At 72.2% G+C, this 24,315-nt stretch carries 21 protein-coding genes; 12 read left to right on the top strand and 9 right to left on the bottom strand.

What is annotated here, in order from left to right; translation table 11 throughout:
• Positions 1 to 180: 180 nt before the first annotated feature.
• On the top strand, positions 181 to 1,053 hold the full coding sequence (locus ACFQ9Z_RS14520; protein ID WP_383016260.1) for a trypsin-like serine protease: 873 nt from the start codon (positions 181 to 183) through the stop codon (positions 1,051 to 1,053).
• Between the two features lie 85 nt (positions 1,054 to 1,138).
• Here ACFQ9Z_RS14520 and ACFQ9Z_RS14515 read toward each other — a convergent pair whose 3' ends face one another.
• Genes ACFQ9Z_RS14515 through ACFQ9Z_RS14500 form a run of 4 tightly spaced genes read right to left on the bottom strand, consistent with a single transcriptional unit; the run spans position 1,139 to position 5,979 of the window.
• Positions 1,139 to 2,281: an XdhC family protein gene (locus ACFQ9Z_RS14515; protein ID WP_383016257.1), complete on the bottom strand. Its 1,143-nt coding sequence runs from the start codon at positions 2,279 to 2,281 to the stop codon at positions 1,139 to 1,141.
• The gene (locus ACFQ9Z_RS14510) at positions 2,274 to 4,409 is read right to left on the bottom strand and encodes a xanthine dehydrogenase family protein molybdopterin-binding subunit (protein WP_383016254.1); all 2,136 of its coding nucleotides are present in this window, start codon (positions 4,407 to 4,409) and stop codon (positions 2,274 to 2,276) included. Before ACFQ9Z_RS14510 ends, ACFQ9Z_RS14515 begins: the two co-directional genes overlap by 8 nt.
• Positions 4,406 to 5,398, bottom strand: coding sequence for an FAD binding domain-containing protein (locus tag ACFQ9Z_RS14505; RefSeq protein ID WP_383016251.1), 993 nt, complete (start codon positions 5,396 to 5,398; stop codon positions 4,406 to 4,408). The genes ACFQ9Z_RS14510 and ACFQ9Z_RS14505 overlap by 4 nt, the downstream gene beginning before the upstream one ends.
• Positions 5,395 to 5,979: a 2Fe-2S iron-sulfur cluster-binding protein gene (locus ACFQ9Z_RS14500; RefSeq protein ID WP_383016244.1), complete on the bottom strand. Its 585-nt coding sequence runs from the start codon at positions 5,977 to 5,979 to the stop codon at positions 5,395 to 5,397. The genes ACFQ9Z_RS14505 and ACFQ9Z_RS14500 overlap by 4 nt, the downstream gene beginning before the upstream one ends.
• Positions 5,980 to 6,248: 269 nt before the next feature.
• Between ACFQ9Z_RS14500 and ACFQ9Z_RS14495 the strand changes: the two genes are divergently transcribed.
• On the top strand, positions 6,249 to 6,836 hold the full coding sequence (locus ACFQ9Z_RS14495; RefSeq protein ID WP_383016241.1) for a TetR/AcrR family transcriptional regulator: 588 nt from the start codon (positions 6,249 to 6,251) through the stop codon (positions 6,834 to 6,836).
• Between the two features lie 402 nt (positions 6,837 to 7,238).
• Positions 7,239 to 8,234: an asparaginase gene (locus ACFQ9Z_RS14490; RefSeq protein ID WP_383016238.1), complete on the top strand. Its 996-nt coding sequence runs from the start codon at positions 7,239 to 7,241 to the stop codon at positions 8,232 to 8,234.
• 51 nt (positions 8,235 to 8,285) lie between these two features.
• On the opposite strand, the gene ACFQ9Z_RS14485 is transcribed toward ACFQ9Z_RS14490, so the two are convergent.
• Complete coding sequence (locus tag ACFQ9Z_RS14485; protein WP_383016235.1) at positions 8,286 to 9,116, bottom strand: alpha/beta fold hydrolase; 831 nt, start codon at positions 9,114 to 9,116, stop codon at positions 8,286 to 8,288.
• A gap of 510 nt (positions 9,117 to 9,626) precedes the next feature.
• On the opposite strand from ACFQ9Z_RS14485, the gene ACFQ9Z_RS14480 reads away from it, so the two are divergent.
• Together ACFQ9Z_RS14480 and ACFQ9Z_RS14475 are read left to right on the top strand one after the other, a co-directional pair.
• Positions 9,627 to 9,839, top strand: coding sequence for a hypothetical protein (locus ACFQ9Z_RS14480; RefSeq protein ID WP_383016232.1), 213 nt, complete (start codon positions 9,627 to 9,629; stop codon positions 9,837 to 9,839).
• A gap of 310 nt (positions 9,840 to 10,149) precedes the next feature.
• On the top strand, positions 10,150 to 10,539 hold the full coding sequence (locus ACFQ9Z_RS14475) for a VOC family protein (protein ID WP_383016229.1): 390 nt from the start codon (positions 10,150 to 10,152) through the stop codon (positions 10,537 to 10,539).
• Between the two features lie 171 nt (positions 10,540 to 10,710).
• Here the strand turns inward: ACFQ9Z_RS14475 and ACFQ9Z_RS14470 are convergent, their stop codons facing one another.
• Positions 10,711 to 11,880 (bottom strand): PP2C family protein-serine/threonine phosphatase, encoded by a 1,170-nt coding sequence (locus tag ACFQ9Z_RS14470; protein WP_383016226.1) that lies wholly within the window; start codon positions 11,878 to 11,880, stop codon positions 10,711 to 10,713.
• Positions 11,881 to 12,412: 532 nt separating this feature from the next.
• On the bottom strand, positions 12,413 to 12,934 hold the full coding sequence (msrA, locus tag ACFQ9Z_RS14465) for a peptide-methionine (S)-S-oxide reductase MsrA (RefSeq protein WP_383016223.1): 522 nt from the start codon (positions 12,932 to 12,934) through the stop codon (positions 12,413 to 12,415).
• A 312-nt stretch (positions 12,935 to 13,246) separates the two neighbouring features.
• On the opposite strand from msrA, the gene ACFQ9Z_RS14460 reads away from it, so the two are divergent.
• The gene (locus ACFQ9Z_RS14460) at positions 13,247 to 14,065 is read left to right on the top strand and encodes a class I SAM-dependent methyltransferase (protein ID WP_383016220.1); all 819 of its coding nucleotides are present in this window, start codon (positions 13,247 to 13,249) and stop codon (positions 14,063 to 14,065) included.
• A 53-nt stretch (positions 14,066 to 14,118) separates the two neighbouring features.
• Here ACFQ9Z_RS14460 and ACFQ9Z_RS14455 read toward each other — a convergent pair whose 3' ends face one another.
• Together ACFQ9Z_RS14455 and ACFQ9Z_RS14450 are read right to left on the bottom strand one after the other, a co-directional pair.
• Complete coding sequence (locus ACFQ9Z_RS14455) at positions 14,119 to 14,286, bottom strand: hypothetical protein (protein ID WP_365295397.1); 168 nt, start codon at positions 14,284 to 14,286, stop codon at positions 14,119 to 14,121.
• 220 nt (positions 14,287 to 14,506) lie between these two features.
• Positions 14,507 to 17,110 (bottom strand): PA14 domain-containing protein, encoded by a 2,604-nt coding sequence (locus ACFQ9Z_RS14450; RefSeq protein WP_383016216.1) that lies wholly within the window; start codon positions 17,108 to 17,110, stop codon positions 14,507 to 14,509.
• Positions 17,111 to 17,269: 159 nt separating this feature from the next.
• Here ACFQ9Z_RS14450 and ACFQ9Z_RS14445 point away from each other — a divergent pair, with 159 nt between their 5' ends.
• The 6 genes from ACFQ9Z_RS14445 to ACFQ9Z_RS14420 all read left to right on the top strand — a co-directional run bounded on the left by ACFQ9Z_RS14445 (position 17,270) and on the right by ACFQ9Z_RS14420 (position 23,837).
• Positions 17,270 to 18,283: a LacI family DNA-binding transcriptional regulator gene (locus ACFQ9Z_RS14445; RefSeq protein ID WP_383017148.1), complete on the top strand. Its 1,014-nt coding sequence runs from the start codon at positions 17,270 to 17,272 to the stop codon at positions 18,281 to 18,283.
• Between the two features lie 170 nt (positions 18,284 to 18,453).
• Positions 18,454 to 19,551, top strand: coding sequence for an ABC transporter substrate-binding protein (locus ACFQ9Z_RS14440; protein ID WP_383016213.1), 1,098 nt, complete (start codon positions 18,454 to 18,456; stop codon positions 19,549 to 19,551).
• 1 nt (position 19,552) lies between these two features.
• Positions 19,553 to 21,070: a sugar ABC transporter ATP-binding protein gene (locus tag ACFQ9Z_RS14435; RefSeq protein WP_383016210.1), complete on the top strand. Its 1,518-nt coding sequence runs from the start codon at positions 19,553 to 19,555 to the stop codon at positions 21,068 to 21,070.
• A complete protein-coding gene (locus ACFQ9Z_RS14430) occupies positions 21,063 to 22,025 on the top strand; it encodes an ABC transporter permease (protein WP_383016205.1) in 963 nt (320 codons plus the stop codon). Before ACFQ9Z_RS14435 ends, ACFQ9Z_RS14430 begins: the two co-directional genes overlap by 8 nt.
• Positions 22,026 to 22,048: 23 nt before the next feature.
• Entirely contained in the window at positions 22,049 to 23,056 is a 1,008-nt protein-coding gene (locus tag ACFQ9Z_RS14425; RefSeq protein ID WP_383017144.1) for an ABC transporter permease, read from the top strand.
• 304 nt (positions 23,057 to 23,360) lie between these two features.
• Positions 23,361 to 23,837, top strand: coding sequence for a WhiB family transcriptional regulator (locus tag ACFQ9Z_RS14420; RefSeq protein WP_383016202.1), 477 nt, complete (start codon positions 23,361 to 23,363; stop codon positions 23,835 to 23,837).
• Positions 23,838 to 24,315 lie beyond the last annotated feature (478 nt).

Raw genomic sequence — 24,315 nt, 5'->3', positions numbered from 1 at the left:
CCTCCCACCGGCAGCGCGCACACCGCCCGGTCTGCCGGGTCACGGCAACGAGCGAGGGCGGCCCGGCCGACGGCGCTCACCGGGTATGGCGCCGTCTTGTGGCGAGCCGTCCCAGCCACTTCAATGCTCCCTACCTCCCCACAGGAGAACACCTGTCCCGACCCAGTGAAGGGGTTCTTCTTGACCGCCATTCGCGCCACCGCCGTCACCGCGGCCACCTGCGCCCTCGTCCTCGCCGCCGCGCTGCCGTCCTCCGCGATCAACTCGTACAACGCCGCACCCGCGCCCGAACGCACCGAGGTCGGCGCCCTGGTGGCCACCTGGGACGACGACGGCGATCCGGCCACCGCCGACCGCACCGACTGGGTGTGCTCCGGCACCATGGTCGACGCGAACACCTTCCTGACCGCGGCGCACTGCACCAGCGACTGGCCGGCCGGGGTCAGGTTCTACGTCTCGCTCGACCAGGACGTCCAGGCGGGGCTCGACGCCGCCGCGAAGCGGTACCCGGGCGACCCGGCCGCCCAGGCGAACGCCGTCGCCGTCGAAGGCGTCGCGCACACGCACCCCGGCTACCCGGGGCCGTCCTCCGACCCGCACGACATCGCGGTGATCGAGCTGCCCGCCGCGAAGGTCGCCTCCCGCTGGTCCTTCACCCCGGCCGCCCTGCCGGGGGCGAACCAGCTGGACAGCCTCACGTCGAAGGAACTGAACTCCACCGACTGGGTCGTCGCCGGGTACGGCACACAGGAGGCGGCGCGGGGACCCGGCGGCCAGACGCATCCGGGCGGAGGGGTCCGCATGAAGGCGCCGGTGAGCTTCGACGCCCTCAACAAGGCATGGGTCCGCCTCGCCATGACGGCGCCCCAGGGCAACGGCGGGGCCTGCTACGGCGACTCCGGCGGCCCCAACTTCGCCGTGCTGGGCGGCAAGCGGGTCCTGACCTCCACGACCATCACCGGCGACGGCCCGTGCTACGCCACGAACGTCACCTACCGCCTCGACACCCCTGGCGCCCGGTCGTTCCTGTCCCCGTTCGTGAAACTGCCGTAGCGCGAGCGCCCGTCCCGCCCGGAGGGCGGCCGCGGTCCCGGCGCGCTGCCGGGGCCGGCGCCCCCGGGCGGGGCGGGGCGCCGGTTCAGGCCGCCGACGCCCCTCCGTGTTCCGCGCGGTCGCGGTGGATCGGCGTGTCCGTGCCGGTCAGGGGAAGGCCCGTGCCGCCCCGCCGGACGGCGACGATCTCCGCGACGATCGACAGGGCCGTCTCCTCCGGCGTCCGGGCGCCGAGGTCGAGGCCGATCGGGGACCGCAGACGGGCCAGTTCCCGCGGGCTCACGCCCTCTTCCCGCAGCCGCCGTTCACGGTCCTCGTGAGTGCGGCGTGAGCCGAGCGCGCCGACGAACGCCACCGGCAGCGCGAGCGCCGCCTTCAGCAGGGGCACGTCGAACTTCGCGTCGTGGGTGAGGACGCACAGCACGGTGCGGGCGTCGGTCCGGGTGCGCCGCAGATAGCGGTGGGGCCAGTCGACGACGACCTCGTCGGCCTCCGGGAAACGGGCCCGGGTGGCGAAGACGGGCCGGGCGTCGCAGACGGTCACGTGGTGGCCGAGGAACTTGCCGGCCCGGACCAGTGCGGCCGCGAAGTCCACCGCACCGAAGACGATCATGCGCGGGGGCGGCACGTTCGACTCGACCAGCAGGGTCAGGCCGCCGGGGCAGTGCGAGCCGTCCTCGGCGATCTCCACCGTGCCGGTGCGCCCCGCCTCCAGCAGCGCCCCGGCCTCGGCCGCCGCCGAGCGGTCCAGTTCCCGGTGACCCCCCAGACCGCCCTCACGCGTGCCGTCGGGCCGTACCAGCAGGGCGCGGCCGAGGAGTTCGGCGGGCCCCCGGACGACCCGGGCGAGGGCGGCCGGCTCGCCGCGGGCGGCCGTCGCCAGGGCCGACGCCAGGGCCGTGCGGGCGGGCGCGGCGGCGCTCACCGGCGTGATCAGGACGTCGATGGTGCCGCCGCAGGTCAGACCTACGGCGAAGGCGTCCTCGTCGCTGTACCCGAACCGCTCCAGGACGCTCTCGCCGGTCTCCAGCGCCTGCCGGCACAGGTCGTACACCGCCCCCTCCACGCATCCGCCGGAGACCGAGCCGATGACGGTGCCCGCGCGGTCGACGGCGAGGGCCGCGCCGGGTCCGCGCGGGGCGCTGCCGGCGACGGCCACCACGGTGGCCACGGCGAACTCCCGGCCCTCCGCCGTCCAGCGGTTCAGTTCCTCCGCCAGGTCAAGCATCCGGCGCTCCTCCGGCGGCCGTGAGGACGCGGTCGGGCCGGATGGGCAGGCTGCGGTGGCGTACGCCGGTCGCGTGCCAGACCGCGTTGGCGATGGCGGCCGCCGCGCCCACGACGCCGATCTCGCCGATGCCCTTGATCCCCACCGGGTCGTTCGGATCGGTGTCCTCGATCCAGTCGGCCTCGATGTGCGGCACGTCGGCGTTGGTGGCCACGTGGTAGCCGGCGAGGTCGGCGCCGACGTGGCCGCCGCTGGCGCGGTCCCGGACGGCCTCCTCGTGCAGGGCCATGGAGATGCCCCAGATCATGCCGCCCAGGAACTGGCCGCGCGCGGTGAGGGGGTTGACGATCCGGCCGGCGGCGAAGATGCCGAGCATGCGGCGCACGCGCACCTCGCCGGTGCCGACGTCCACCGCGACCTCGGCGAACTGGGCGCCGAAGGAGTGCCGTTCGGCGGGCGTGAGGGCGCCGACGGCCGCGGTCGTGTCGGACCGCACGGTGATGCCCTCCGCCGGGATGTCGGTGCTCAGGGCGAGCCGTTCGCGCAGTTCGGCCGCGGCCGTGGTGACCGCCCAGGACCACGAACGGGTGCCCATCGAACCGCCGGCGATCATCGCCGGGCCGAAGTCGCTGTCGCCGATGCGGACCCGGACGCGCCCCGGGGCGACGTCCAGCGCGTCCGCGGCGACCAGGGTGAGCGCGGTGCGGGCCCCGGTGCCGATGTCGGCCGCGGCGATGCGGACGGTGAAGGTGCCGTCGGGGTGGGCGGTCGCGGTGGCCGTGGACGGTGCGGCGCCGGCGCCGAACGAGGCCGCCGCGGTTCCGGTGCCGAGCAGCCAGCGGCCGTCCCGGCGGCGTCCGGGGCGCGGGTCGCGGTCCGCCCAGCCGAACCGGCGGGCGCCCTCGGCGAAGCAGGCGGGCAGGTTGCGGCCGGCGAAGGGCAGCCCGGAGACCGGCCCGCGGTCCGGCTCGTTGCGCAGCCGCAGTTCGATCGGGTCGATCCCGCACTTCTCGGCGAGTTCGTCCAGCGCCGCCTCCAGCGCGAACGAGCCCGGCGCCTCGCCCGGGGCGCGCATCCAGGTCGGGGTCGGCAGGTCGAGCCGCACCACGCGGTTGGCGGTGTGGTGGGCGTCGGCGTCGTACATCACCCGTGCCACGCCCGCGCTCGGCTCGACGAACTCGTGCACGGTCGAGGTGACGTTCAGCGAGGTGTGCTCCAGGGCGCGCAGCCGCCCGGTGGCGTCGGCGCCCAGCCTGACGTGCTGCGTGGTGGGACTGCGGTAGCCGGCCAGCGAGAACATCTGACGGCGGGTCAGCACCACGCGCACGGGGCGCCGCAGGGTGGTCGCGGCCATCACCGCGGCCACCTGGTGGGCGCGCACGCCCTTGCTGCCGAAGCCGCCGCCGACGTGCTCGGAGCGCACCCGCACGGAGGCCGGGTCGAGCGAGAAGAGGTTGGCCAGTTCGCCGACGACCCAGGTGGCGCCCTGGTTGGAGTCGATCACCTCGAGCCGGCCGCCGTCCCAGCGGGCGGTCGCCGCGTGCGGCTCCATCGCGTTGTGGTGCTCTTCAGGCGTGGTGTACTCGGCGTCCACGACATGCGCGGACGCGGCCAGTTCGGCGTCCAGGTCGCCCTTCCCGGTCACCGCCGGCATGTGGCCCTCCGCCGGGTAGGCGTCCGGGCGCCCGCCGTGGAAGTCGATGTCGTGCGGCTCCTGTTCGTAGTGCACGACGAGGGACTCGGCGGCCTCCCTCGCCAGTTCGGACGTCTCGGCGACGACGAGGGCCACCGGCCAGCCCAGGTGCGGCACCCGGTCGTGCTGGAAGACTGCGCAGGTCGGGTCCGGCCTGCCCACCATGCCGGCGTAGTCGGTGTTGACGCGCGGGGCGTTGCGGTGGTCCAGGACCGCTACGACGCCCGGCATGGCCAGGACGGCGTCGGTGTCGAGGGCGCGGACGCGGCCGCGGGCGACCGTGGAGAGCACCAGCCAGCCGTGCGCGAGGTCGGCGAAGGGGATCTCCCCCGAGTAGCGGGCGGCTCCGGTGACCTTGTCCCTGCCCTCCACGCGGGTGTGCGCGGTGCCGACGGAGGCCGACCGCGCCTGGGCGCCGGTGGTGACGGTGGTCATCGGGCGGCCTCCTCGGCGAGTTCGGTCAGCACGGCCACCATGAGGTTGCGCATCAGGGTCACCTTGTATCCGTTGTGGGGCAGCGGCCGGGCCGCCGCCAGTTCGGCGTCGGCGGCGGCGGCGAAGGTCTCGGGGCCCGCGGGCGCACCGGTCAGGACGCGTTCGGCCGCGCGGGCCCGCCAGGGGCGGGAGGCGACCGCGCCCAGGGCCAGGCGGACGTCCCTCACGACGCCGTCCCGGACGTCGAGCGCGGCGGCGACCGAGCCGATGGCGAAGGCGTACGAGGCCCGCTCGCGCACCTTGCGGTAGCGGGAGTGGGCGGCGACCGGTGCGGGCGGCAGCGTGACCCCGGTGATCAGGGCGCCGGACGGCAGGGCGGTCTCGCGGTGCGGGGTGTCGCCGACGGGCAGGTAGAACTCGGCCAGGGGTGACTCCCCCGGCCCCTCCGCGGTCTCGAAGTGGACGACGGCGTCGAGCGCGGTGAGCGCGACGCCCATGTCCGAGGGGTGCACGGCCACGCAGTGGTCGGACGCCCCAAGGACGGCGTGATTGTGGTGCTCACCCTGGACGGCGGGGCAACCGCTGCCGGGAGCACGCTTGTTGCAGGGTTTGGTGACGTCGGTGAAGTAGCCGCAGCGGGTGCGCTGCAGCAGGTTCCCGCCGACGGTGGCCATGTTGCGGAGCTGCCCGGACGCGCCGGCCAGCACCGCCTGCGCGAGCACCGGGTAGTGGCGCCGGACGGCGGGGTGGGCGGCGAGGTCGCCGTTGGTGACGGTCGCGCCGATGCGCAGGCCGCCGTCCGCGGTCGGCTCGATCTCGTCGAGCGGCAGTTCGCGGATGTCGACGAGCCGGGCCGGCCGCTCCACACCGGTTTTCATCAGGTCGACCAGGTTGGTGCCGCCGCCCAGGAAACGCGCCTCGGGATCGGCGCCGAGCACGGCGACGGCGCCGGCCACGTCGGACGCCCGCTGGTATGCGAACTCCCTCATGCCACGGCCTCCTTCGTCTCCGCCTCGAGGCCGGCGGAAGCGGTGGTGTCCGCACCGGCCCCGGCCGCTTGGGCCACGGCCCGGACGATCGACACATAGGCGCCGCAGCGGCACAGGTTGCCGCTCATCCGCTCCCGGATCTCGTCGGCGGTCAGCGGTGGCGGTCCCGCCTCGGGACTGATGTCGCCGGTGACGGCGCTGGGCCAGCCCGCCGCGTGCTCCTGGAGCACACCGATCGCCGAGCAGATCTGACCCGGCGTGCAGTAACCGCACTGGAACCCGTCCAGATCGAGGAAGGCCTGCTGCACGGGGTGCAGACGGTCGCCGTCGGCGAGTCCCTCGACGGTGGTGATCTCGCGGCCCTCGGCCGCCACGGCCAGTTGCAGACAGGCCACGCTCCGGCGCCCGTCCACCAGGACGGTGCAGGCGCCGCACTGGCCCTGGTCGCAGCCCTTCTTGGTGCCGGTGAGATCGAGGCGCTCGCGCAGGGCGTCGAGCAGGGTGGTGCGGTGGTCGACGGGCAGTGTGTACTTCTCGCCGTTGATCTTCAAGGTGATGACACTGGACGTCGATGAGGCCATGAGCAGCTTCTTTCGCATTTCCAGGAAGATGGGGGGTGGCCCGGCAGCGGGTGCCGGACGGGGTGGAGAGTGCGTGGTGCGGGCTGTTGCCGCGGGGGCGAAGCGGGATGAGGAGCGCTTGGACCTGAAGGGCGGACGCGGACTGCCGCAGGTTCGCGGACCCGGCTATCGTGGACGTACCGGACAGCTGTCCGCTACCTGGAAAACCTAACGGACAGCTGTCCGGTTAGCAAGGGCGAGGTTCGGCCACGGACCTGCGAGGAGGACGGGTGCCCACCAAGGACGAACCACCCCGGCGCTCGGACGCGCAGCGCAACCGTGAGCGCATCCTGGAAGTGGCCCTCGTGGAGCTGACGCACTGCGCCGACGCCCCGCTGAGCGTGATCGCCAAGAAGGCGGGCGTCGGACAGGGCACGTTCTACCGGAACTTCCCCAACCGCGAGGCGCTGGTCCTGGAGATCTACCGGCACGAGATCGAGCAGGTCGCCGGCAGCGCGGCCCAGCTGCTCCGGACCCGGCCGCCCGACGAGGCCCTGCGCGCCTGGATGGACCGGCTCGCCGAGTTCGCCATGGCCAAGGCCGGCCTGGCGGACGCGATCCGCCAGGTCACCGGCGCACCGGGCAGCCCCGCCAAGCCCACGCACACTCCGGTGACCTCCGCGGCCGAGGTGCTGCTGCGCGCCGGCGAGGAGGCGGGCACGATCCGGCCGGGCATCACGGCGGAGGACTTCATGCTGGCCATCGCGGGTCTCTGGCAGCTCGACCCGCACGACGACTGGCGCTCGCGCGCCGCCCGGCTCCTCGACCTCGTCATGGACGGCCTGCGCGCGGGAGCGCCCGGAACACGGGGGCGGTGAAGGGCATACGGGCGGGTGAGGGGCGTACGGACGGGTGGACGCCGTACGGGCGGGTGAACGGCGTACGGGCGGCTGAACGGCGTACGGACGGCGAGCCGCCGGTGCGCTTTGGCCGGCCGCGCGGACGGGTGAACGGCGTGCCGCCAGTGCGTTTTGGCCGGCCGCGCGGACGGGTGAACGGCGCACGGACGGCAAGCCGCCGGTGCCCCGTGGCCGGCCGCACGGCAGGCGGGCCCGGCGGGCGAATGTCCCCCGCGCCACCGAGTGCGGTGCGGAGATCACCCGCGGGTACGGTGACGCGTAAGCCAGCTGGACGACCCGCTCGGCCGGCCGGCGGCCCCGGCGATCCCGGCCGGCCGGCCGCCGGGGCCGTCCCGATCCGTCTCCGGGAGGTCACCGCCCATGTCCGAGACCGCTGCCGTCACCGGCACCGCCTGCCCCGCAGCAGCCGGCACCCGCGAGGCGCCCGTCCTCGCCGAGGTCGTCCGGTCCGGGTTCGTCGAGGGCCGGCACCGCGGCAGCCTGGTGCTGCTGGCGGCGGACGGCACGGTGGAGCTGGCTCTCGGCGACGTGACGTCCCCCGTCTTCCCGCGCTCCGCCAACAAGCCGATGCAGGCGGCGGGCATGCTGCGGGCGGGACTGCGGCTCACGGGTGAGCGGCTGGCTGTGGCGGCCGGCAGCCACTCGGGCGAGTCCTTCCACCGCGACCTCGTGCGCACGATGCTCGACGAACATGGCCTGAAACCTGAGCACTTGCAGTGCCCGCCCGCCCTCCCCCTGGACCAGGAGGAGCAGGAGCGCTACCTGGCGGCGGGCGCGCGTCGCGATCCGGTGGCCATGAACTGCTCCGGCAAGCACACGGCGATGCTCGCCGCGTCCGCGCTGCGCGAGTGGCCTCTCGAGTCCTACCTCGGCCCAGGGCACCCGCTGCAGCGGCTCATCCGGACGGCGGTGGAGGAGGCGGCCGGGGAGCAGGTGGCGGCGGTCGGCACCGACGGCTGCGGCGCACCGCTCATGGCGATCGGCCTGACCGGCCTCGCCCGCGCCTTCCGTTCCTACGTCCTCGCCGGGCCCGGCACGCCCGAGCGGCAGGTCGCCGACGCCATGCGCGCCCACCCCGAGTACGTCGCCGGCACCCGCCGCCACGACACCTGGCTGATGCGGGAGTTGCCGGGCACCCTGTCGAAGGTGGGCGCGGAGGCCGTCCAGGCGCTCGCCCTGCCGGACGGGCGCGCCCTGGCACTCAAGATCGAGGACGGCGGCGGCCGGGCCCTCGGACCGGTCCTGGCCCGCGCGCTCCACCTGTCCGGCGTGACGGCACCGGTCGTCGCTCGCGTGGGCCGCACGCCGCTGCTGGGCGGCGGCGTACAGGTGGGAGAGGTCCGGGCGGTGTTCTGAGCCGCGCGGGCGGACGGTTGCCCGAGGACGCGTGCGGAGGGGCCGCGTCGGCTATGACTCAAGGAACTCGAGGATCGCGGGGTTGAGGACGTCCGGGTGGACGGACAACATCCCGTGCGGGTAGCCCTCGTAGGTTTTCAGGGTCGCGTTGCGGAGGATCTCGGCGCTTTTCGGTCCTGCGTCCGCGTAGGGCACGACCTGGTCGTCGGTGCCGTGCATGACCAGTACCGGCACATCGATCTTCTCCAGGTCCTCGGTGAAGTCCGTTTCGGAGAACGCCTTGATGCACTCGTAGTGCGCGTTCGCGGCGCCCATCATCCCCTGCGCCCACCACCGGCCGATGAGCCCCTTGTTCACCTCGGCGCCAGGCCGGTTGAAGCCGTAGAAGGGTCCGGACGCCACGTCGATGTAGAACTGGGCGCGGTTGGCGGCGAGTCCGGCGCGCAACTCGTCGAAGACCTCCACCGGGGTCCCTTCGGGGTTGCTCTCCTTCTTGACCATGACGGGCGGCACCGCCGACACGATCACCGCCTTGGAGACGCGACCGGGCTCGGCCCGCGCGACGTAGTGGACCACTTCACCGCCTCCGGTGGAGTGTCCGATGTGCACCGCGTCCCGCAGGTCCAGCGCGTCGGTCAGGGCGGCCACGTCCGCGGCGTAGGTGTCCATCTCGTGGCCTGACGACGGCTGGCCGGAGCGCCCGTGCCCACGACGGTCGTGCGCGATGACCCGGTAGCCCTTGGAGAGGAAGTACAGCAGCTGGTTGTCCCAGTCGACGTAGCTCAGGGGCCACCCGTGGTGGAAGACGAGCGGTGTCGCGTCCCTCGGCCCCCAATCGACGTAGAAGATGCTCGTGCCGTCCGCGGTGGTGACCGTGCCCATGGGGTGTCCCTTCCGGGTGGTTGTTCATGCGTTTTCCACGTTTCGGCCGTTCGCCCCGCGCTCTGCCGGTCGGCGGGCAGCCGACCGGAGCCGGTCGCCCGCGGGCCCGCACGGCCGGCGGCGGTCTACGGCAATCGTCACTTCCGTGTCGCCGGCGGCACGTTCCGCTGTGCCGACGCCGGCCGCTCCGCACAGCGGCGGCTCTCGCACGGGCCGGCCGTGCCGCACGCCCCTTCCAGGGTGCGTCCGCCCATGAGGGGCGGCAAATCCGCAGGCGGGGCGCGAGCCGCGAGCCGGTGAGACCGCGGACGGGGCGGTCGGTGCAGGCCGGGCTCCGCGCGCACCACCGCGCGATCACCCGCGTGGCCCGGCGCGGGCCACGCGGCGCGGCTTGCCAACACAGAAGCCCGTGTTCACACGTGGACCGAATAGCCCCTCAGCGCTCGCAGATTCCGGGGACTGCCCTGAGGCTGAACTATCACTTCGGCTGAGCCAGGGAGCGAACCTGAGATGATCGTCAAGAAGCTGCACGAGTCCGGCATCCGAGCCGAGCACGCCTACACCGCCGCATTCGTCTCCATCGGTCTGTCCGTCATCTCCTGGGCCGCCTCCCTTCGGGTGGAGAAGAAGGGCGAGGAGCGCGCCGACCGGTGGGGCATCTTCGTCGGGGAATGGGCCCCCACCTTCTTCGGCCTCGGGCTGGCCCTGTCCACCTACGAGTAGGGGGCATGTCCAGGGGGCCGCAGGGGTGGTGGTGGCGCATGAAGCGCGGGCCTCGCCGCCCGCGTCCGGCCGAACTCCACGCCGACAAGGGCTGCGACTGCGACCGCCTGCGCAGGTGGCTACGTGGGAAAAAGGGCATCCGCCACCGGTCGCGAGCACTTCCCTGCCTTCGCCGGTAGAGCCGCAGCCCTCATCGCCTACCGTCGACCCACCGCGTAGCCGACAGGACTAGGATGGACGGCGACATCGCGTGTCGGTCACCGACCGGGTGAGGCATGGAGGTGTCGGGACATGCCGTCGGAGGCATTCCTTGTCAGTCGAGTTGAACCACACGATCGTCCACGCCCGGGACAACCGGGAGTCCGCGGAATTCTTCGCGAACCTGCTGAGCCTGGAGATCACCGCTGAGTGGGGTCCGTTCATCGCAGTCGGCCTGAGCAACGGCGTCACCCTGGACTTCGCCACCGTCCCCGCGGACAGCATCACCCCCCAGCACTACGCCTTCCTGGTCTCCGAGGAGGAGTTCGACGCGGCGTACGCGCAGATCAGGCAGCGCGGCATCGAGCACTACGCCGACCCCCACCGAAAGCAGCCCGGCACCATCAACCACAACGACGGCGGCCGCGGCGTGTACTTCATGGACCCGGCGGGCCACGCCATGGAACTCATCACCGTGCCGTACGGCGGCTGGGCCTCGTAACCACGCGCAGGCGGTCATCGGGAGGGAGCGGCCGGCCCGGCCGGCGGCTTCCTTCCGGGCGCCGGTGAGGTGCGGAGATCGAAGCTGGGGGCGTACCTGCCGGTGAAACGGCTCTGAATCGCTGCCACGGACCGCGACCGACGAGACGCCTGGGCTCGGCACAGTGCCGCGTCACTGGGATTGGGAGCGCCATTCGAAGAGCAGGATGGTCGCGTCGTCCCGCAGCTGGTTGCCCTGGTAGTCGAGGATGGCATGGATGAGCAGCCGCAGTACCTCCGCTGGGCGCTGGCCGGCGGCGTTGGACCGGATGATGAAGTCGGTGAACCGGTCGAGACCGAACTCTCCGCCGCTCGCGTCCCGGGCCTCCACGACGCCGTCGCTGTAGAGCAGGACGCAGTCGTCTGGTTCGAGTTCCGTCTCCTGCACCTGCCGCGTTGCAGGGGCGAGTGGGCCGGCCAGCCCCAACGGCGGTTGCGGAGGACTGTCCAGTGCCCCGGCCGAAACCTTGCCGGCGCGGATCAGCAGCGGTGGTGGGTGACCGCAGTTCACCCAGCGCAGCAGCCCGGTCTCCGCGTCGAACTGGCTCAGCACTCCGGTGCAGAAGTGGTCGGGCAGCCACTGGGCGAGCGCCTGGTCGACGGAGCGGACGACGTCGACCAGGGAAGCGCCGCCGCGGCGGGCGTTGCGCGCCGCGGCCATCGCGACGGACGCGGTCAGGCCGGCGGTCAGGTCGTGGCCCATGGCGTCGAGGATCGCGGTGTGCAGCTTGTTCTTGATCACCGAGTGATCGAAGGCGTCACCGGCTATTTCATACGCCGGTTCGAGAACCGCTGTCGAGACGCATCTGCTGGAGCCGATGGTGCGCGGTGGCATGAAGGCGCGCACCATCTCTGCGGGCAATTGCATGTCCGCGGTACGGACGCGGGCGGCGAGCCAGTCGCTGTAGGCACGCTTCGATGTGATCAGCATGGCGAACAGATAGGCCAACATCCGGCTGCGGCGCATCAGTACGCTGTCGAGCGAGGCGGTTCCCACACCCAGCACGCCGAGCCGTTCCGCGCCGTCGACGAGAGGGATCCAGACCGTCAGACTGTCGCCGGATTCCGCCACCCGCGGGGAGAGTGTGCGGTAGGCCCAGCCGGCCGACGAGTGGTCCACCAGCAGCGGTTCCAGAGCTTCGTCGAGTGGAATGAGCAGCCGTTGCTGCAGGTCTGCCAGGTAGATCTGCGCCGTGTCCAGTCCGACGGCCGAGGCGCATTGGTCGGCCAGCGCAGGCAGCTCGACCGGCAGCGCCGTCTGCGCCGCGTCTATCAGCCCCTCCAGCCGACTCTCGTCCACCACGGGCCCGGAGCGAGCGGACCCGTGCAATGGGTCTGCCACGGGAATCACCCCTTCGCTCCCCCAGTCTCACATTGATCACGTCCGGTCACCCGGCCGCTCCGCCGAACCTGCCCGCCTGGCGTCTGAAGTGGCAACGCGCCGTCCACGTCGTCCCCGGCGACTCGGCCTCGACAGCCGGGCCGCGGCACCACCCGACGCTTCCGACCCGGAAGGCGCTCACGCGCAGAAGCCAGGTCGTAACCCGCCGTGGCCGCCTCCTCGACCAAGTCGGAATCGCCCGTGAGTCTGCCCGACGGACAGGCGCGCATCCCGAGTGCGGACGGACCCCAGCCCTCGGCACGGCACTGCGCGAGGGTCCGGTCCTCGAGCCGGGTCTGCTCGCCGGCCTCGACAAGGGCCACTACTTCGACGCACCGGTCCCTACGGCCTGACCTGTTCCACTGCTCCTGGGCCGCCGGCCGACGCCCGGACGGACGACGGCCGTGAACCGGGCTCACCATCGGTGAACCGGGCTCACGGCCGTGGACTGGACTCAGTTCGCCGTGGACGAGGCCCGGCGCGGCAGCTTCCAGCCGGGGCGCGGGAAGTGGCAGGTGTAGCCGTTCGGGTAGCGCTCCAGGTAGTCCTGGTGCTCGGGCTCGGCCTCCCAGAAGTCGCCGACGGGCTCCACCTCGGTGACCACCTTGCCGGGCCACAGTCCGCTCGCCTCGACGTCGGCGATCGTGTCCACCGCGACGCGGTGCTGCTCCTCGTCCGCGTAGTAGATGGCGGACCGGTAGCTGCGCCCGATGTCGTTGCCCTGACGGTCCCTCGTCGTCGGGTCGTGGATCTGGAAGAAGAACTCCAGGATGTCGCGGTAGCTCGTGGCCGCGGGATCGAAGAGGATCTCGATGGCCTCGGCGTGGTCGCCGTGGTTGCGGTAGGTGGCGTGGGGCGTGTCACCGCCGGAGTAGCCGACGCGCGTCGACACGACGCCGGGCTGCTTGCGGATCAGGTCCTGCATGCCCCAGAAACAACCGCCCGCCAGTACGGCTCGCTGGGTTCCCACTGTCATCGGTCGCTCCCTCGCCCTGCTGCTTGTACGTTTGTCCAGCCTAAGGTCACGACCGGCCGGGATATTCCCGGGGCCGGGCGCCGGCCCGCGCGTGCCGCCGGCTCCGGCCGGTCCCGCCCGGGCCGGCGCGGCGCCACGGCCCTTCGGCGGTACCTCGGGCCCGTCGGCAGGCGTGTCGATTGACAGCCGCGGCATCGTCGCGGACGCTCGCCGCATGCCGCTCGAGACCTCCCCCGCCGGACCACCGGCGCCCGCGCCCCGGGCCCGGGGCATCCCGCGGGTCACCGGCGCGCCCGGGCACCGGCCGGGCCGGTGACGGCCGGTTCGCCCGCGTCCGGCGGTGCGGCCGGCGAGGGGCACTACGGAGAGGAACTCTTCGAGCCGGCGCATCCCGGGGAGGCCGAGCGGATCGACGCGGCCGCACTGGCCTTCGACCCCGTCACCACCGGCCGGCTCCGGGCGCTCGGCGTGGCGCACGGCAGCCGCTGCCTGGACGCGGGAGCCGGCACCGGCACGGTGACCCGCTGGCTGCTCGAGGAGCCAGGGGCGGCGGAGGTCGTCGCACTGGACCGGGACACCGGCGGCCTGGCCGGACTGGTCGATCCCCGGGTCCGGGTGCTGACCGCCGACCTCACGGACGAGAGCCTGGCGCCCGGCACCTTCGACCTGATCCACGCCCGGTTCGTCCTCATGCACCTGCGCGAGCGCCGCGCGATCATCTCCCGGCTCGCCGGATGGCTGAACCCCGGAGGCCTGCTGGTGCTCGCCGACGCCGTCGAGGTGGCGGATCCGCAGGACGCCTCCTCCGCCTACCGTCGGGTCATGGACGCCATGTGGCAGGCCCTGAAGTCGACGATCGGCACCGACACCTCCTCCGTCCCGGCGTACCCGCGCTTCCTGCGGGAGGAGGGCCTGCGCGACGTCGCAGCCGAGCTCTACTGTCCGCCGCTGGTCGCGGGCAGCCCGCTCGCCGCCTTCTGGTCCGAGACGTGGAGCCGGATGCGGCCGGAACTGGAGGACACCGGCCGGGTCGACGGCGCCGTCGTCGACGAGGCGCTCGCCTACCTCGCCTCGCCCCGGTTCGCCGAACTGGGCCCCGGCATGATGATGGCCTGGGGTCGACGGCCCTGAGACGCGGGACCGGCCGGTGACGATGCGTCACCGGCCGGTCCCCGCACGGACGTTCAGCGTCTGCGGGACCAGCCCGAGCCGATGCCCGCCACGTGCAGCGCCAGTGCGGTCAGCCCCAGCAGCATGACGTTGACCGAGGAGAACGTGTCGTTGGTGCTGAGATCCGCCGCGTTGATGAGGAACGCGATGAAGAAAAGTACTGCCGCGCCTATGCCGAGCATGGGTGGATTCCTCTCCTGAGAAGTTCCGTTCCCTGCCCCGTCTGCCCCCTGCGCGCCGAGGCAGACTCACCGAACCGCCGGTTCCTCGGCCCGTGCGTCCCGGGCCCGGTCCGCCCGCCGCCGATGCGGCGTGCGGACCGGGCCGGGGAGGGTCACGGCGGCGACTGCGGGCAGCGGTGCGGCGGTTCGCGGGGAGGCGCCCGCCGCTGCCGCCCGGAGGTCAGGCGCAGCCCGCCACGACAGCCCGCGACGCGTCGTCGATCAGGGCGTCCTGAGCCGCCTTCAGACGCCGCACATCGGGCTTGGTCACCTTGCGGTCGTACGTCATCAGGCCGTTGAGCTCGCCCTCGACGTCCGAGATCTGCGTGTACACGGCGCCGTTGCCGCCCTTGCAGGCCAGCGCGTGGACCTCGCCGAGCTTCTTCAGGTAGTCGTCGGTGTAGGTGCTGGGGTCGACGTCCACGTACGACTGCTGCACCGACCAGGCGTGGCCGGGCACCGCGAGCCCGAGACCGCCGTACTCGCCCGCGACGAGGGCGCGCCGGCCGTCCGGGTGCGGGGGCAGGGCCGGGCTCGGATAGCCGTGCTCGTCCATGATGTCGCCGGCTCCGCCGTCCGCGCCCAGGTTGAGGCCGGACATGTTGTTCACCAGGCGGGTGGGGTCCCATGCCTTGGCCTGGGAGGCGACGCGGCCGATGTCGTACTGGCCCCAGCCCTCGTTGAAGACGACCCACATGACGACCGACGGGCTGTTGATGTGCTCGTCGATCATCTGCTTCATCTCCCGCTCGTACTCGGCGCGGGCGGCGGTCGACGGGTTCACCCCGGCCGTCATGGCCGGCATGTCCTGCCACACCAGCAGGCCGAGCCGGTCGGCCCAGTAGAACCAGCGGTCGGGCTCGACCTTGATGTGCTTGCGGACGGAGTTGAAGCCCATCCGCTTGTGCATCTTCAGGTCGTGGGCCAGGGCCTCGTCGCTGGGCGCGGTGTGCAGGCCGTCTGGCCAGAAGCCCTGGTCGAGGGTAGCCATCATGAAGACCGGTTTGCCGTTGAGGACGGTGCGCGGGACGCCGTTCACCTTCTCCACGGCGATGGAGCGCATACCGAAGTAGCTGCCCACGCGGTCGTCGCCGACTTTCACCTTGAGGTCGTAGAGGAACGGGTCGTCCGGCGACCACAGACGGGCCTTCGGGATCTTCAGGGTGAGCGGCTGCCCGGTGCTGCCGGTGGCCGTGGCCACCTGGCGCTTGCCCTCGTACGCGGTCGCGGTGACCGGTACTCCGTCGCGCACGCCCTGCGGTTCGACGGTGAGTGTGCCGGTGTCCACGTGCGGGGTCAGCTTGAGCTGGTCGACGTGGTCGGCGGCGACGGGCTCCAGCCACACGGTCTGCCAGATGCCGGACGACGGGGTGTACCAGATGCCGCTCGGGTCCAGGCGCTGCTTGCCCAGCGGCGGGTTCTCGCCACCCGAGGCGTCCGTCGGGTCGTAGACGCCGACGATCAGTTCCTGGGTGCGGCCGGGCTTGAGGGCGTCGGTGATGTCGGCGCTGAACTTGTCGTAGCCGCCCTTGTGTTCGGCGACCTCGGTGCCGTTGACGTAGACCTCGGCCTGCCAGTCGACGGCGCCGAAGTTGAGCTGGAGCCGCTTGTGGTCACCGATCTTCCAGCCGGCCGGGACGGTGAAGGTGCGGCGGTACCACATGCGGTCCTCGTGCCGTTCGATGCCTGAGAGCTGGGACTCGACGGGGTACGGGACGAGGATCCGCTCGCCGAGGGTGCGGCCCACCGGCGGCTGCTCGCCCGCCTTGGCCGCGGCGAACTGCCAGCTCCCGTTGAGGTTCTGCCAGGCGTCACGGGTCAACTGCGGCCTGGGGTACTCGCGGTGGGCGTTGGCCGGGGTGACGTCGTCGGCCCACTTGGTGCGCAGCTCGTAGGTGGAGTGGTTGGCGCCACTGCTCCAGAACGCGCTGACAACGTTGCCGTCCTTGCTCGTGAGACCGCCCTCGCCGTCGTAGCGGACGTCCGCGAGGCCGGGCGCGGTGCCGGACTTGTTGCCGACGACCGGTTCCTTCAGGGTGACCAGCAGCGATCTGGGGTCGTCCGGGGCGAGGCGGGCGGTTCCCAGCGGCCAGGTGGCGCCGCCGATGACGGCGTCGAGGTGGCCGGTCAGTGCCGTGGCGGGCTTGGCCAGCGTCTGGGCGAAGTCGAGCCGCAGGGTGCGGCCGTCCTTCAGGACGGTGGTGGCGATGGCGCCGTCGTAGGCGTAGCCCTCCGGCAGCAGGAACGCGGACTGCGGTACGGCGGTCTTGGTGCCGCCGGGCGGCGTCCAGCGCAGGTGGAGGTTGGAGCCCCCGTAGTGCTCGAAGTACTCGACCTTGATGTCGTAGGCCTTCCCGGCGGTCAACTCGACCGGGGCGCCGGTCTGTTCGCGGTCCCAGTCGTCGACCCAGTGGTCGATGACGAGTCTGCCGTCGACCCAGAGGCGGAAACCGTTGTCGCCGATGATCGAGAAGGTGGTGGCGCCGGTCTTCTCGGGCACGATCCGGCCGGTCCAGCGGACGCTGACGTCGTCGGACTGGCCGGTCGCCGAGTTCAGGCGGGACTCCAGGGAGTCGAAGTCGAGCTTCGGGTCGAAGCCGGTGGCCTTGAGCTGGGCGAAGTCGAAGGCTCCGGGGGCGGACTGGGTGTAGTACTCGCCCTTGAGACCGTGGACCTCGACGGGGTCGTCCGCCGCGGTGGCGGTGGGCGCCGCGGTCAGGCCGGCCACGCCGAGGGCGGCCGCCAGGAGGAGTGACAGGCGATGTCGGAGTGATCTGATGCGCACGGATCTCCCTATGGCTGAGGAAGGGTGGCGGCTCATTGCTTCAGTCTGTACAACGTTGGAAGCACGGCAGTTGGCATGAGAGCACGGCTCCCGGCCGCTGTCCAGAGTCATGACATGGCTCCGCCCTTCGGAGCTCCCATCGATGCCGAGGAGATCCCCTTGCGGGTCAGCCTGAAGGACGTGGCCGAGCGGGCCGGCGTCTCGATCAAGACCGTGTCCAACGTCGTGAACAACTATCCGCACGTCACACCGGGTATGCGGGCCCGGGTGCAGGAGGCCATCGACGAGCTCGGCTACCGGCCGAACCTGACCGCGCGGCACCTGCGCAAGGGCCGCACGGGCATCATCGCGCTGGCCGTGCCGGAGCTGGGCAACCCGTACTTCGCCGAACTCGCCGGCGCGGTGATCGACGCGGCGGCGGAGCACGAGTTCACCGTGCTGCTTGACCACACCCGCGGCAGGCGCGAGCAGGAGGTGCTGGTCAGCCAGGGCTTCCGGGCCAGGGTGATCGACGGGCTCATCCTCAGCCCGCTGGAGCTGGAGGCCGAGGACCTGCAGGGGCGGTCCGACGACGTGCCGCTGGTGCTGCTCGGTGAGCGCGAGTACGACGCCCCGCACGACCACATCGCCATCGACAACGTGGCCGCCGCCCGGGCCGCGGTACGCCATCTGCTGGGCCGGGGCCGCACCCGGATCGCCTACCTGGGCGCCCGCACGGACTCCGCGAACCGCCCGGCCCACCTGCGACTCGTCGGCTGGCGGCAGGAGTTGGCGGCGGCCGGGGTGCCGGCGCCGGACGACCTGGTCGTCCCGGTCGGCGGCTGGGACCGGGACGACGGCGCCCGGGCGATGGCCGAACTGCTCGACGCGGGCGTACGGCCGGACGCGGTGTTCGCGTTGAACGACCTGATCGCGATCGGCGCGATGCGGGTGCTGCACGAGCGGGGCCTGCGGGTGCCGTGGGACGTCGCCGTGGTCGGTTTCGACGACATCGCCGAGGGCCGGTTCGGCGCGGTGTCGCTGACCACGATCGCACCGGACAAGCAGGCCATCGCACGGATGGCGGTGGGCTCGCTGCTGCGCAGTCTGGCCGGACGCGAAGAGCCCGGCGGACGCGAACTCACCGCGGATTTCCGGCTGGTGGAGCGGGAGAGCACGCTGGGACGGCGGTGAGACGCAACGCCGGGCGCCCGGCCGGGATTTCGGACGGGAGGGTTTACAGCGCTCTTCCAACGATGTAAAAACCTCCCCTGAAACGACGTGCACGCCGAGTTGACCGCAAGAGCCGTCCTACCCCCGTGAGCGCTTCCGGCGCGCCGGGGCCACGCCGTTTGGGGACTCCCATGAAGCCCACAGCACCACTGCGTCGCGCCTGTACGCGGACCCTGCTCGCCGCCGGTCTCGCCACGAGCCTGGCCCTGATGGCCGGATGCGCCAAGTCGGAGGACGACTCCGGCGGCGACAAGGCCGCCTCGCAGGACAAGGACGCCGGCCAGGTCGTCGCCTCGCCGAGCGGCGGTTCCGGACCGACCTGCGCCATCGACGCCTACGGCGGCAAGAAGCTGGACCTGAAGTCCGCCACCGTCGGGTTCTCCCAGTCCGAGAAGGAGGCCAACCCCTTCCGGATCGCGGAGACCGCCTCCATCAAGGCGGAGGCGCAGAAACGGGGCGTCAAACTGCTCACCGCCAACGCCCAGTCGCAGTTCTCCAAGCAGATCAGCGACGTCCAGGACCTCATCGCCAAGGGCGCCGACCTGCTGGTCATCGCTCCGCTCAACTCGGACGGCTGGGAACCGGTGCTGCGCACCGCGGCCGCCAAGCACATCCCGATCGTCACGGTCGACCGCAAGATCAACGCCACGGCGTGCAAGGACTACGTGAGCTTCATCGGCTCCGACTTCGTCGAGCAGGGCAGGCGGGCGGCCGACCAGATGATCGCGGCGACCGGCGGCAAGGGCGAGATCGCCGTCCTGCTCGGCGCGGCCGGCAACAACGTCACCACCGAGCGCACCAAGGGCTTCGAGGACCGCATCAAGGAGAAGGCCCCCGGCCTGAAGATCGTGTTCCGGCAGACCGCCGAGTTCGCCCGGGAGAAGGGCCAGTCGGTCACCGAGAACCTGATCCAGTCCAAGCCGGGGATCAAGGGCATCTACGCCGAGAACGACGAGATGGGCCTCGGCGCGGTCAACGCCCTCAAGAGCGCCGGCAAGAAGCCCGGTGACGTCAAGATCGTCACCATCGACGGCACGCGCAACGCGGTGCAGGGCATCGTGGACGGCTGGATCTCCGGCGTGATCGAGTCCAACCCGCGCTTCGGGCCGCTGGCGTTCCAGACCCTGGACAGCTTCACCCAGGGCCAGAAGGTGGCCCAGGACATCGTCATCCAGGACAGCTCCTACACCGAGGCCAACGCCAAGTCCGACCTGGGCAAGGCCTTCTGAGATGCTCACGGTCACCGGACTGTGCAAGACCTTCCCCGGCGTACGGGCGCTGTCCGAGGTGGACTTCACCGCCCGCGCCGGGGAGGTGCACGCCCTGGTGGGCGAGAACGGCGCCGGCAAGTCGACCCTGATCAAGGTGCTCACCGGCGTGTACCAGCCCGACTCCGGCGAGATCTCCCACGACGGCGTCCCGGTGCGCTTCGCCACCCCGCTGCAGGCGCAGCAGGCGGGCATCTCCACCATCTACCAGGAGGTCAACCTCGTCCCGCTGATGAGCGTGGCCCGCAACCTGTTCCTCGGCCGTGAGCCACGCGGCCGGCTGGGGCTGATCGACTTCCGTCGTATGCACCGGGAGGCGGAGGACACCCTGCGCGGCCTCGGCATCCGGGTCGACGTCCGCCGCCCGCTGCGCGAACTGGGCGTCGGCGCCCAGCAGATGGTCGCGCTGGCCCGCGCGGTGGCGATCGACGCCCGGGTCGTGATCATGGACGAGCCCACCTCCTCCCTGGAACCCCGCGAGGTCCGCACGCTGTTCGGGATGATCCGCACCCTGCGGGACCGGGGCATCGCGGTGGTCTACGTCAGTCACCGCATGGACGAGCTGTACGAGATCTGCGACACGGTCACCGTGCTGCGGGACGGCCGGGTGGTGCACACCGGCCGGCTCGCCGAGCTGGACCGGCTCCGGCTGGTGGCGCTGATGCTCGGGCGGGAGATCGGCGAGGTGCGTGCGGAGGGGCTCACCAAGTTCTCCGGATCGCACGACGCCGCGGCCCAGCCGGTGCTGGAGGCGCATGGCCTGAGTGTCCGTCATCGGCTGGACGGCGTGTCGGTGTCCTTGCGGCCGGGAGAGGTGGTCGGCCTCGGCGGGCTGCTCGGTTCCGGGCGCAGTGAGACGGCGAAGGCCATCGCGGGCGCCCTGCCCCTCGACGGCGGCCGGGTCGTGGTGGCCGGTGAGCCGGTGCGCGGCGGCTCCACCGCCGCGGCGATCCGGGCCGGCATCAGCCTGCTCCCCGAGGACCGCAAGACCGAGGGCATCGTGCCGGGCCTGTCGGTGCGGGAGAACATCGCGCTCGCCGCGCTGCCGGGGCTGTCCCGGTTCGGCCTGGTCGACGACGCCCGCGTCGACCGGATCGTCGACACGTTCATGAAGCGGCTGCGCATCAAGGCGGCCGGACCCCACCAGAAGGTGGGCGAACTCTCCGGCGGCAACCAGCAGAAGGTGCTGCTCGCCCGGTGGCTCGCCCTGCACCCCAAGGTGCTGCTGCTGGACGAGCCGACCCGGGGCATCGACGTGGGCGCCAAGGCGGAGGTGCAGGCACTCGTCGACGAACTGGCCGACGACGGTCTGGCGGTACTGCTGATCTCCTCCGACACCGAGGAACTGATCGAGGGCAGCGATCGCGTGGTCGTCCTCAAGGACGGGGCGGTGGTGCGCGAGCTGACCGGCGACGCCGTCACCGAGGACGAGTTGATGCGCGCGATCGCCGCCGTACCGGCCGGAGGGCACGATGACTGAACTGAGCCTCGCCCGGGGCGCGGTGGACCGGGACAGGGCGATGCGCCTGCTGCAGGACTACGGCGTCTACGGCGGTGTGGCGGTCCTGCTGCTGTTCAACTTCGCCTTCACCCCGCACTTCGCCTCCGCGGAGAACTTCCGCACCCAGGCCGTGCAGGTGGCGCCCGTGCTGATCGTGGCGCTCGGCATGGCGCTCGCCATCGGCACCGAGGGCGTCGACCTGTCGGTGGGGTCGGTGATGGCGCTGTCCACCTCGCTGCTGTCGCTGTACCTCGGCTACGGGCCCTGGTTCGCCACGCTGATCGCGGTCGTCGGCGGTGTGGTGGCCGGCGCCGCCAGCGGGGCGCTGGTCGCCTTCGTCGGTGTGCAGCCGATCGTCGCCACGCTCGCCCTGATGGTCGCCGCCCGGGGTCTCGCCCTGGTGCTGCTCCCCCAGCTCAAGGACGTCCACGACCCCGGCCTCGCGACCCTGGGCTCCGGGGACGTGCTGGGCGTCCCCTACCTGGTGCTGATAGCGGCCGCGCTGGCCCTGCTCGTGGCCTTCGTCGTGCGGCGCTCCACGTTCGGCCGGCAGTTGCTGGCCGTCGGCGACAGCCGCCCGGCGGCCCGTCTCGCGGGGCTGCCCGTACGCCGGGTGCTGGTCGTGGTGTACGTGTGCTCCGGCGCGCTGGCCGCGATCGCGGGCGTGCTGGCGACCGCCCGGCTCACCGCGAGCGACCCGACCTCGCTGGGCACCCTGATGGAACTGTCCGCCATCACCGCGGTGGTCGTCGGCGGCACCCCGCTCAGCGGCGGCCGGGTCCGCATCGGCGGCACGGTCGCGGGCGCCGTACTGATCCAACTGCTCACCACCACGCTCATCAAGCACGACCTGCCTCCGTCGTGGACGCAGATCGCGCAGGCCGTGGTGATCGTCGGCGCCGTCTACGCGGCGCGCGAACGGGGGAAGCGATGACCACGGACGCCGGGGAAGCCACCATGCGCGAAGACGCCCCCACCGCCCGGACCGGCGACGACCCGCCCGGCGCCGGCCGCTCGGAACGGCTGAGCGCGCTCGCCCAGCAGCACGGCGCGCTGGTCACCCTGGTGATCGCGATGGCCGTGGCGTCGCTGAGCTTCGACACCTTCCTGACCGGCGACAACCTGGAGAACATGGCGCTGTCGTCGGCGTTCCTCGCCGTCGTCGCGCTCGGCATGACCTTCGTGATCGTCACCGGCGGCATCGACCTCTCGGTCGGCTCGCTGTTCGCCCTCGGCGGGGTGCTCGCGGCATGGGGCTCGCAGTACGGCACCGCGGTGGCGCTGCTGCTGCCGCTCGTGGTGTGCGGGCTCGTCGGCCTGCTCAACGGGCTGCTGATCGCGCGCTCGGGGCTGGCCCCGTTCATCGTCACCCTGGCTTCCATGCTCGGTGCGCGCGGTGTCCTGCTGGCGCTGACCGACGAGGGTTCGCGGACGTACCTCGTGGACAAGAGCGCGTTCTTCGCGAAGCTCGGGCAGGGTTCGCTGCTCGGCGTCGGCGTACCGGTGTGGATCACCGTGGCGCTGTTCGTGCTGGGCGCGGTGGTGCTGCGGCGCACGCGCTTCGGCCAGTACGTGTACGCGGTCGGCGGCAACGAGGACGCGGCGGCGCTGATGGGCGCGCCCGTGGCCCGTACCAAGGTCGCCGTCTACACCGTGTCCGGGCTGTGCGCGGGCCTTGCGGGCGCGCTGAACGCGGCGTGGCTGCTGTCGGGGGTGACGATCCTGGGTTCCGGCATGGAACTGGAGGCGATCTCGGCGGTGGTCATCGGCGGCACGCTGCTGACCGGCGGATTCGGGTTCATCAGCGGCTCGCTCGTCGGCGTGGCGCTGCTGAAGGTCATCCAGAACGTCATCAACCAGATCGGCTCCCTGGACTCGGCCTACCAGCAGGTGGTCAGCGGCGCCTTCCTGGCGGTGGTCGTCATCGCCCAGACCTGGCTGGGACGCCGGCGCCGGGTGCTGTGACCCACTGGAGCTGCCCCGCTCCGGCCTCCACCGGTGGTCCCGGCCCCGCCGGACCGCCCGTGGCCCCGCGCGCCTGTGACGGACGACCGGGCTCGCGGGGCCACGATCCGTGGCGGGCCCGGGGGTTCGCGGGCCGTAGCGGGCACCAGCAGGTCGTCAGTTGGTCGTCCGTCGCCGAGGCCCGTCGGCTTCCGGCCTGACCACCGGTCGCGGCCCGCGTCGGTTCCGGCGAACGCCGGCAGCAGGCGCTGTCGTCAGGTCAGCCGCCCGGGGGGGAGCGTTCCATGATGCGCGGCACTCAACTATGGCGAAACCGGTCATAATCTGCTTAATATTCTCCAAACCTCTGCCGGAACTGCGGCGCTGTACGCACCGCGGTGATGATTCGCCGTGCCCGCAGGCAGCCGGGAAGGGGTTCGTAGTGACCTGCACACCAAGCGGAGATCAGGCAAGGTCGGACTGGCGCGATCGCGCGGCCTGCGTCGGAGAAGACCCCGAGATCTTCTTTCCTCTCTCGGATCTCATTGCTCCCGGTGCGGAGGCCTCCCTGGCCCGAGCCATATGCCGCCGCTGCCCTGTGATCACCGACTGCCGCACCTGGGCCCTCGACCACGGTGAGGACGACGGAATCTGGGGCGCCACAACCGCCGCCCAACGCCGCGCGATCCGGCGCGCAATCACGGAACCCGTCCGCACGACCGGGCGCTCCCGCGACGAGCGGGGGGAAGCGGCGAGTCAGCAGTCGACCCCGTGCTACGGCCGCCCCCACCGTGCTGGTTGATCCAGTACGGGCTGAAGCGCGGGAGTCGTCGCGGTCGGAGGATCGGTCGGAGCGTTGTTCTCAGCGAGACGTCGACCCGGTGGCTGAGCCCGCCGGCCCGCGGCACAGTGCTGCCTGGCGATGGCGGTCGAGGCGAGGTACGCGCGCGTGTCCGCGAAAGGGGACCACCGGTATGACCTGGATCGCCCGGTCCTGCGGCGGCGGGCCCGCCTGCGGCGCGGGCGGGAGGACAGCGGCGGGGACGGCCCTGCTCAGTCGTGATCCGCGGCTGACAGCCGGAGAAGCCGACCTGAGGGGGACGGCGGTCGCGGGCTGGCGAGGCGCCGACCGGCTGTTCACAAGGTCATCGCGGTTCTGCTTCTTCGTCCGAGTCGGGCGCTGCCGTCGCAGGCCGTCTGGGGGGCGGGGCCGGTTCGGGATCCGGTGCCTGCGGGCGAAGGCCAGGCGCGCGGGTTGCATCTGTGGCGCCGCGATCGGT

Origin of the sequence: Streptomyces sp. NPDC056580 (assembly GCF_042793175.1) — a bacterium.
In the GTDB taxonomy this organism is placed as follows: Bacteria; Actinomycetota; Actinomycetes; order Streptomycetales; family Streptomycetaceae; genus Streptomyces.
Note: the sequence above shows the minus strand (reverse complement) of the source record. Positions and strands in the feature narration are given on the sequence as shown.

Bases quoted from the DNA above. Each gene is read 5' to 3' on its own strand.
- ACFQ9Z_RS14485 (WP_383016235.1), bottom strand. From the start codon at position 9,116: ATGGGCACGGTCACCACCGCGGACGGCACGAGCATCTTCTACGTCGAT.
- ACFQ9Z_RS14500 (WP_383016244.1), bottom strand. From the start codon at position 5,979: ATGGCCTCATCGACGTCCAGTGTCATCACCTTGAAGATCAACGGCGAG.
- ACFQ9Z_RS14480 (WP_383016232.1), top strand. From the start codon at position 9,627: ATGATCGTCAAGAAGCTGCACGAGTCCGGCATCCGAGCCGAGCACGCC.
- ACFQ9Z_RS14440 (WP_383016213.1), top strand. From the start codon at position 18,454: ATGAAGCCCACAGCACCACTGCGTCGCGCCTGTACGCGGACCCTGCTC.
- ACFQ9Z_RS14510 (WP_383016254.1), bottom strand. From the start codon at position 4,409: ATGACCACCGTCACCACCGGCGCCCAGGCGCGGTCGGCCTCCGTCGGC.
- ACFQ9Z_RS14430 (WP_383016205.1), top strand. From the start codon at position 21,063: ATGACTGAACTGAGCCTCGCCCGGGGCGCGGTGGACCGGGACAGGGCG.
- ACFQ9Z_RS14455 (WP_365295397.1), bottom strand. From the start codon at position 14,286: ATGCTCGGCATAGGCGCGGCAGTACTTTTCTTCATCGCGTTCCTCATC.
- ACFQ9Z_RS14425 (WP_383017144.1), top strand. From the start codon at position 22,049: ATGCGCGAAGACGCCCCCACCGCCCGGACCGGCGACGACCCGCCCGGC.
- ACFQ9Z_RS14490 (WP_383016238.1), top strand. From the start codon at position 7,239: ATGTCCGAGACCGCTGCCGTCACCGGCACCGCCTGCCCCGCAGCAGCC.
- ACFQ9Z_RS14435 (WP_383016210.1), top strand. From the start codon at position 19,553: ATGCTCACGGTCACCGGACTGTGCAAGACCTTCCCCGGCGTACGGGCG.
- msrA (WP_383016223.1), bottom strand. From the start codon at position 12,934: ATGACAGTGGGAACCCAGCGAGCCGTACTGGCGGGCGGTTGTTTCTGG.
- ACFQ9Z_RS14420 (WP_383016202.1), top strand. From the start codon at position 23,361: ATGGCGAAACCGGTCATAATCTGCTTAATATTCTCCAAACCTCTGCCG.
- ACFQ9Z_RS14505 (WP_383016251.1), bottom strand. From the start codon at position 5,398: ATGAGGGAGTTCGCATACCAGCGGGCGTCCGACGTGGCCGGCGCCGTC.
- ACFQ9Z_RS14515 (WP_383016257.1), bottom strand. From the start codon at position 2,281: ATGCTTGACCTGGCGGAGGAACTGAACCGCTGGACGGCGGAGGGCCGG.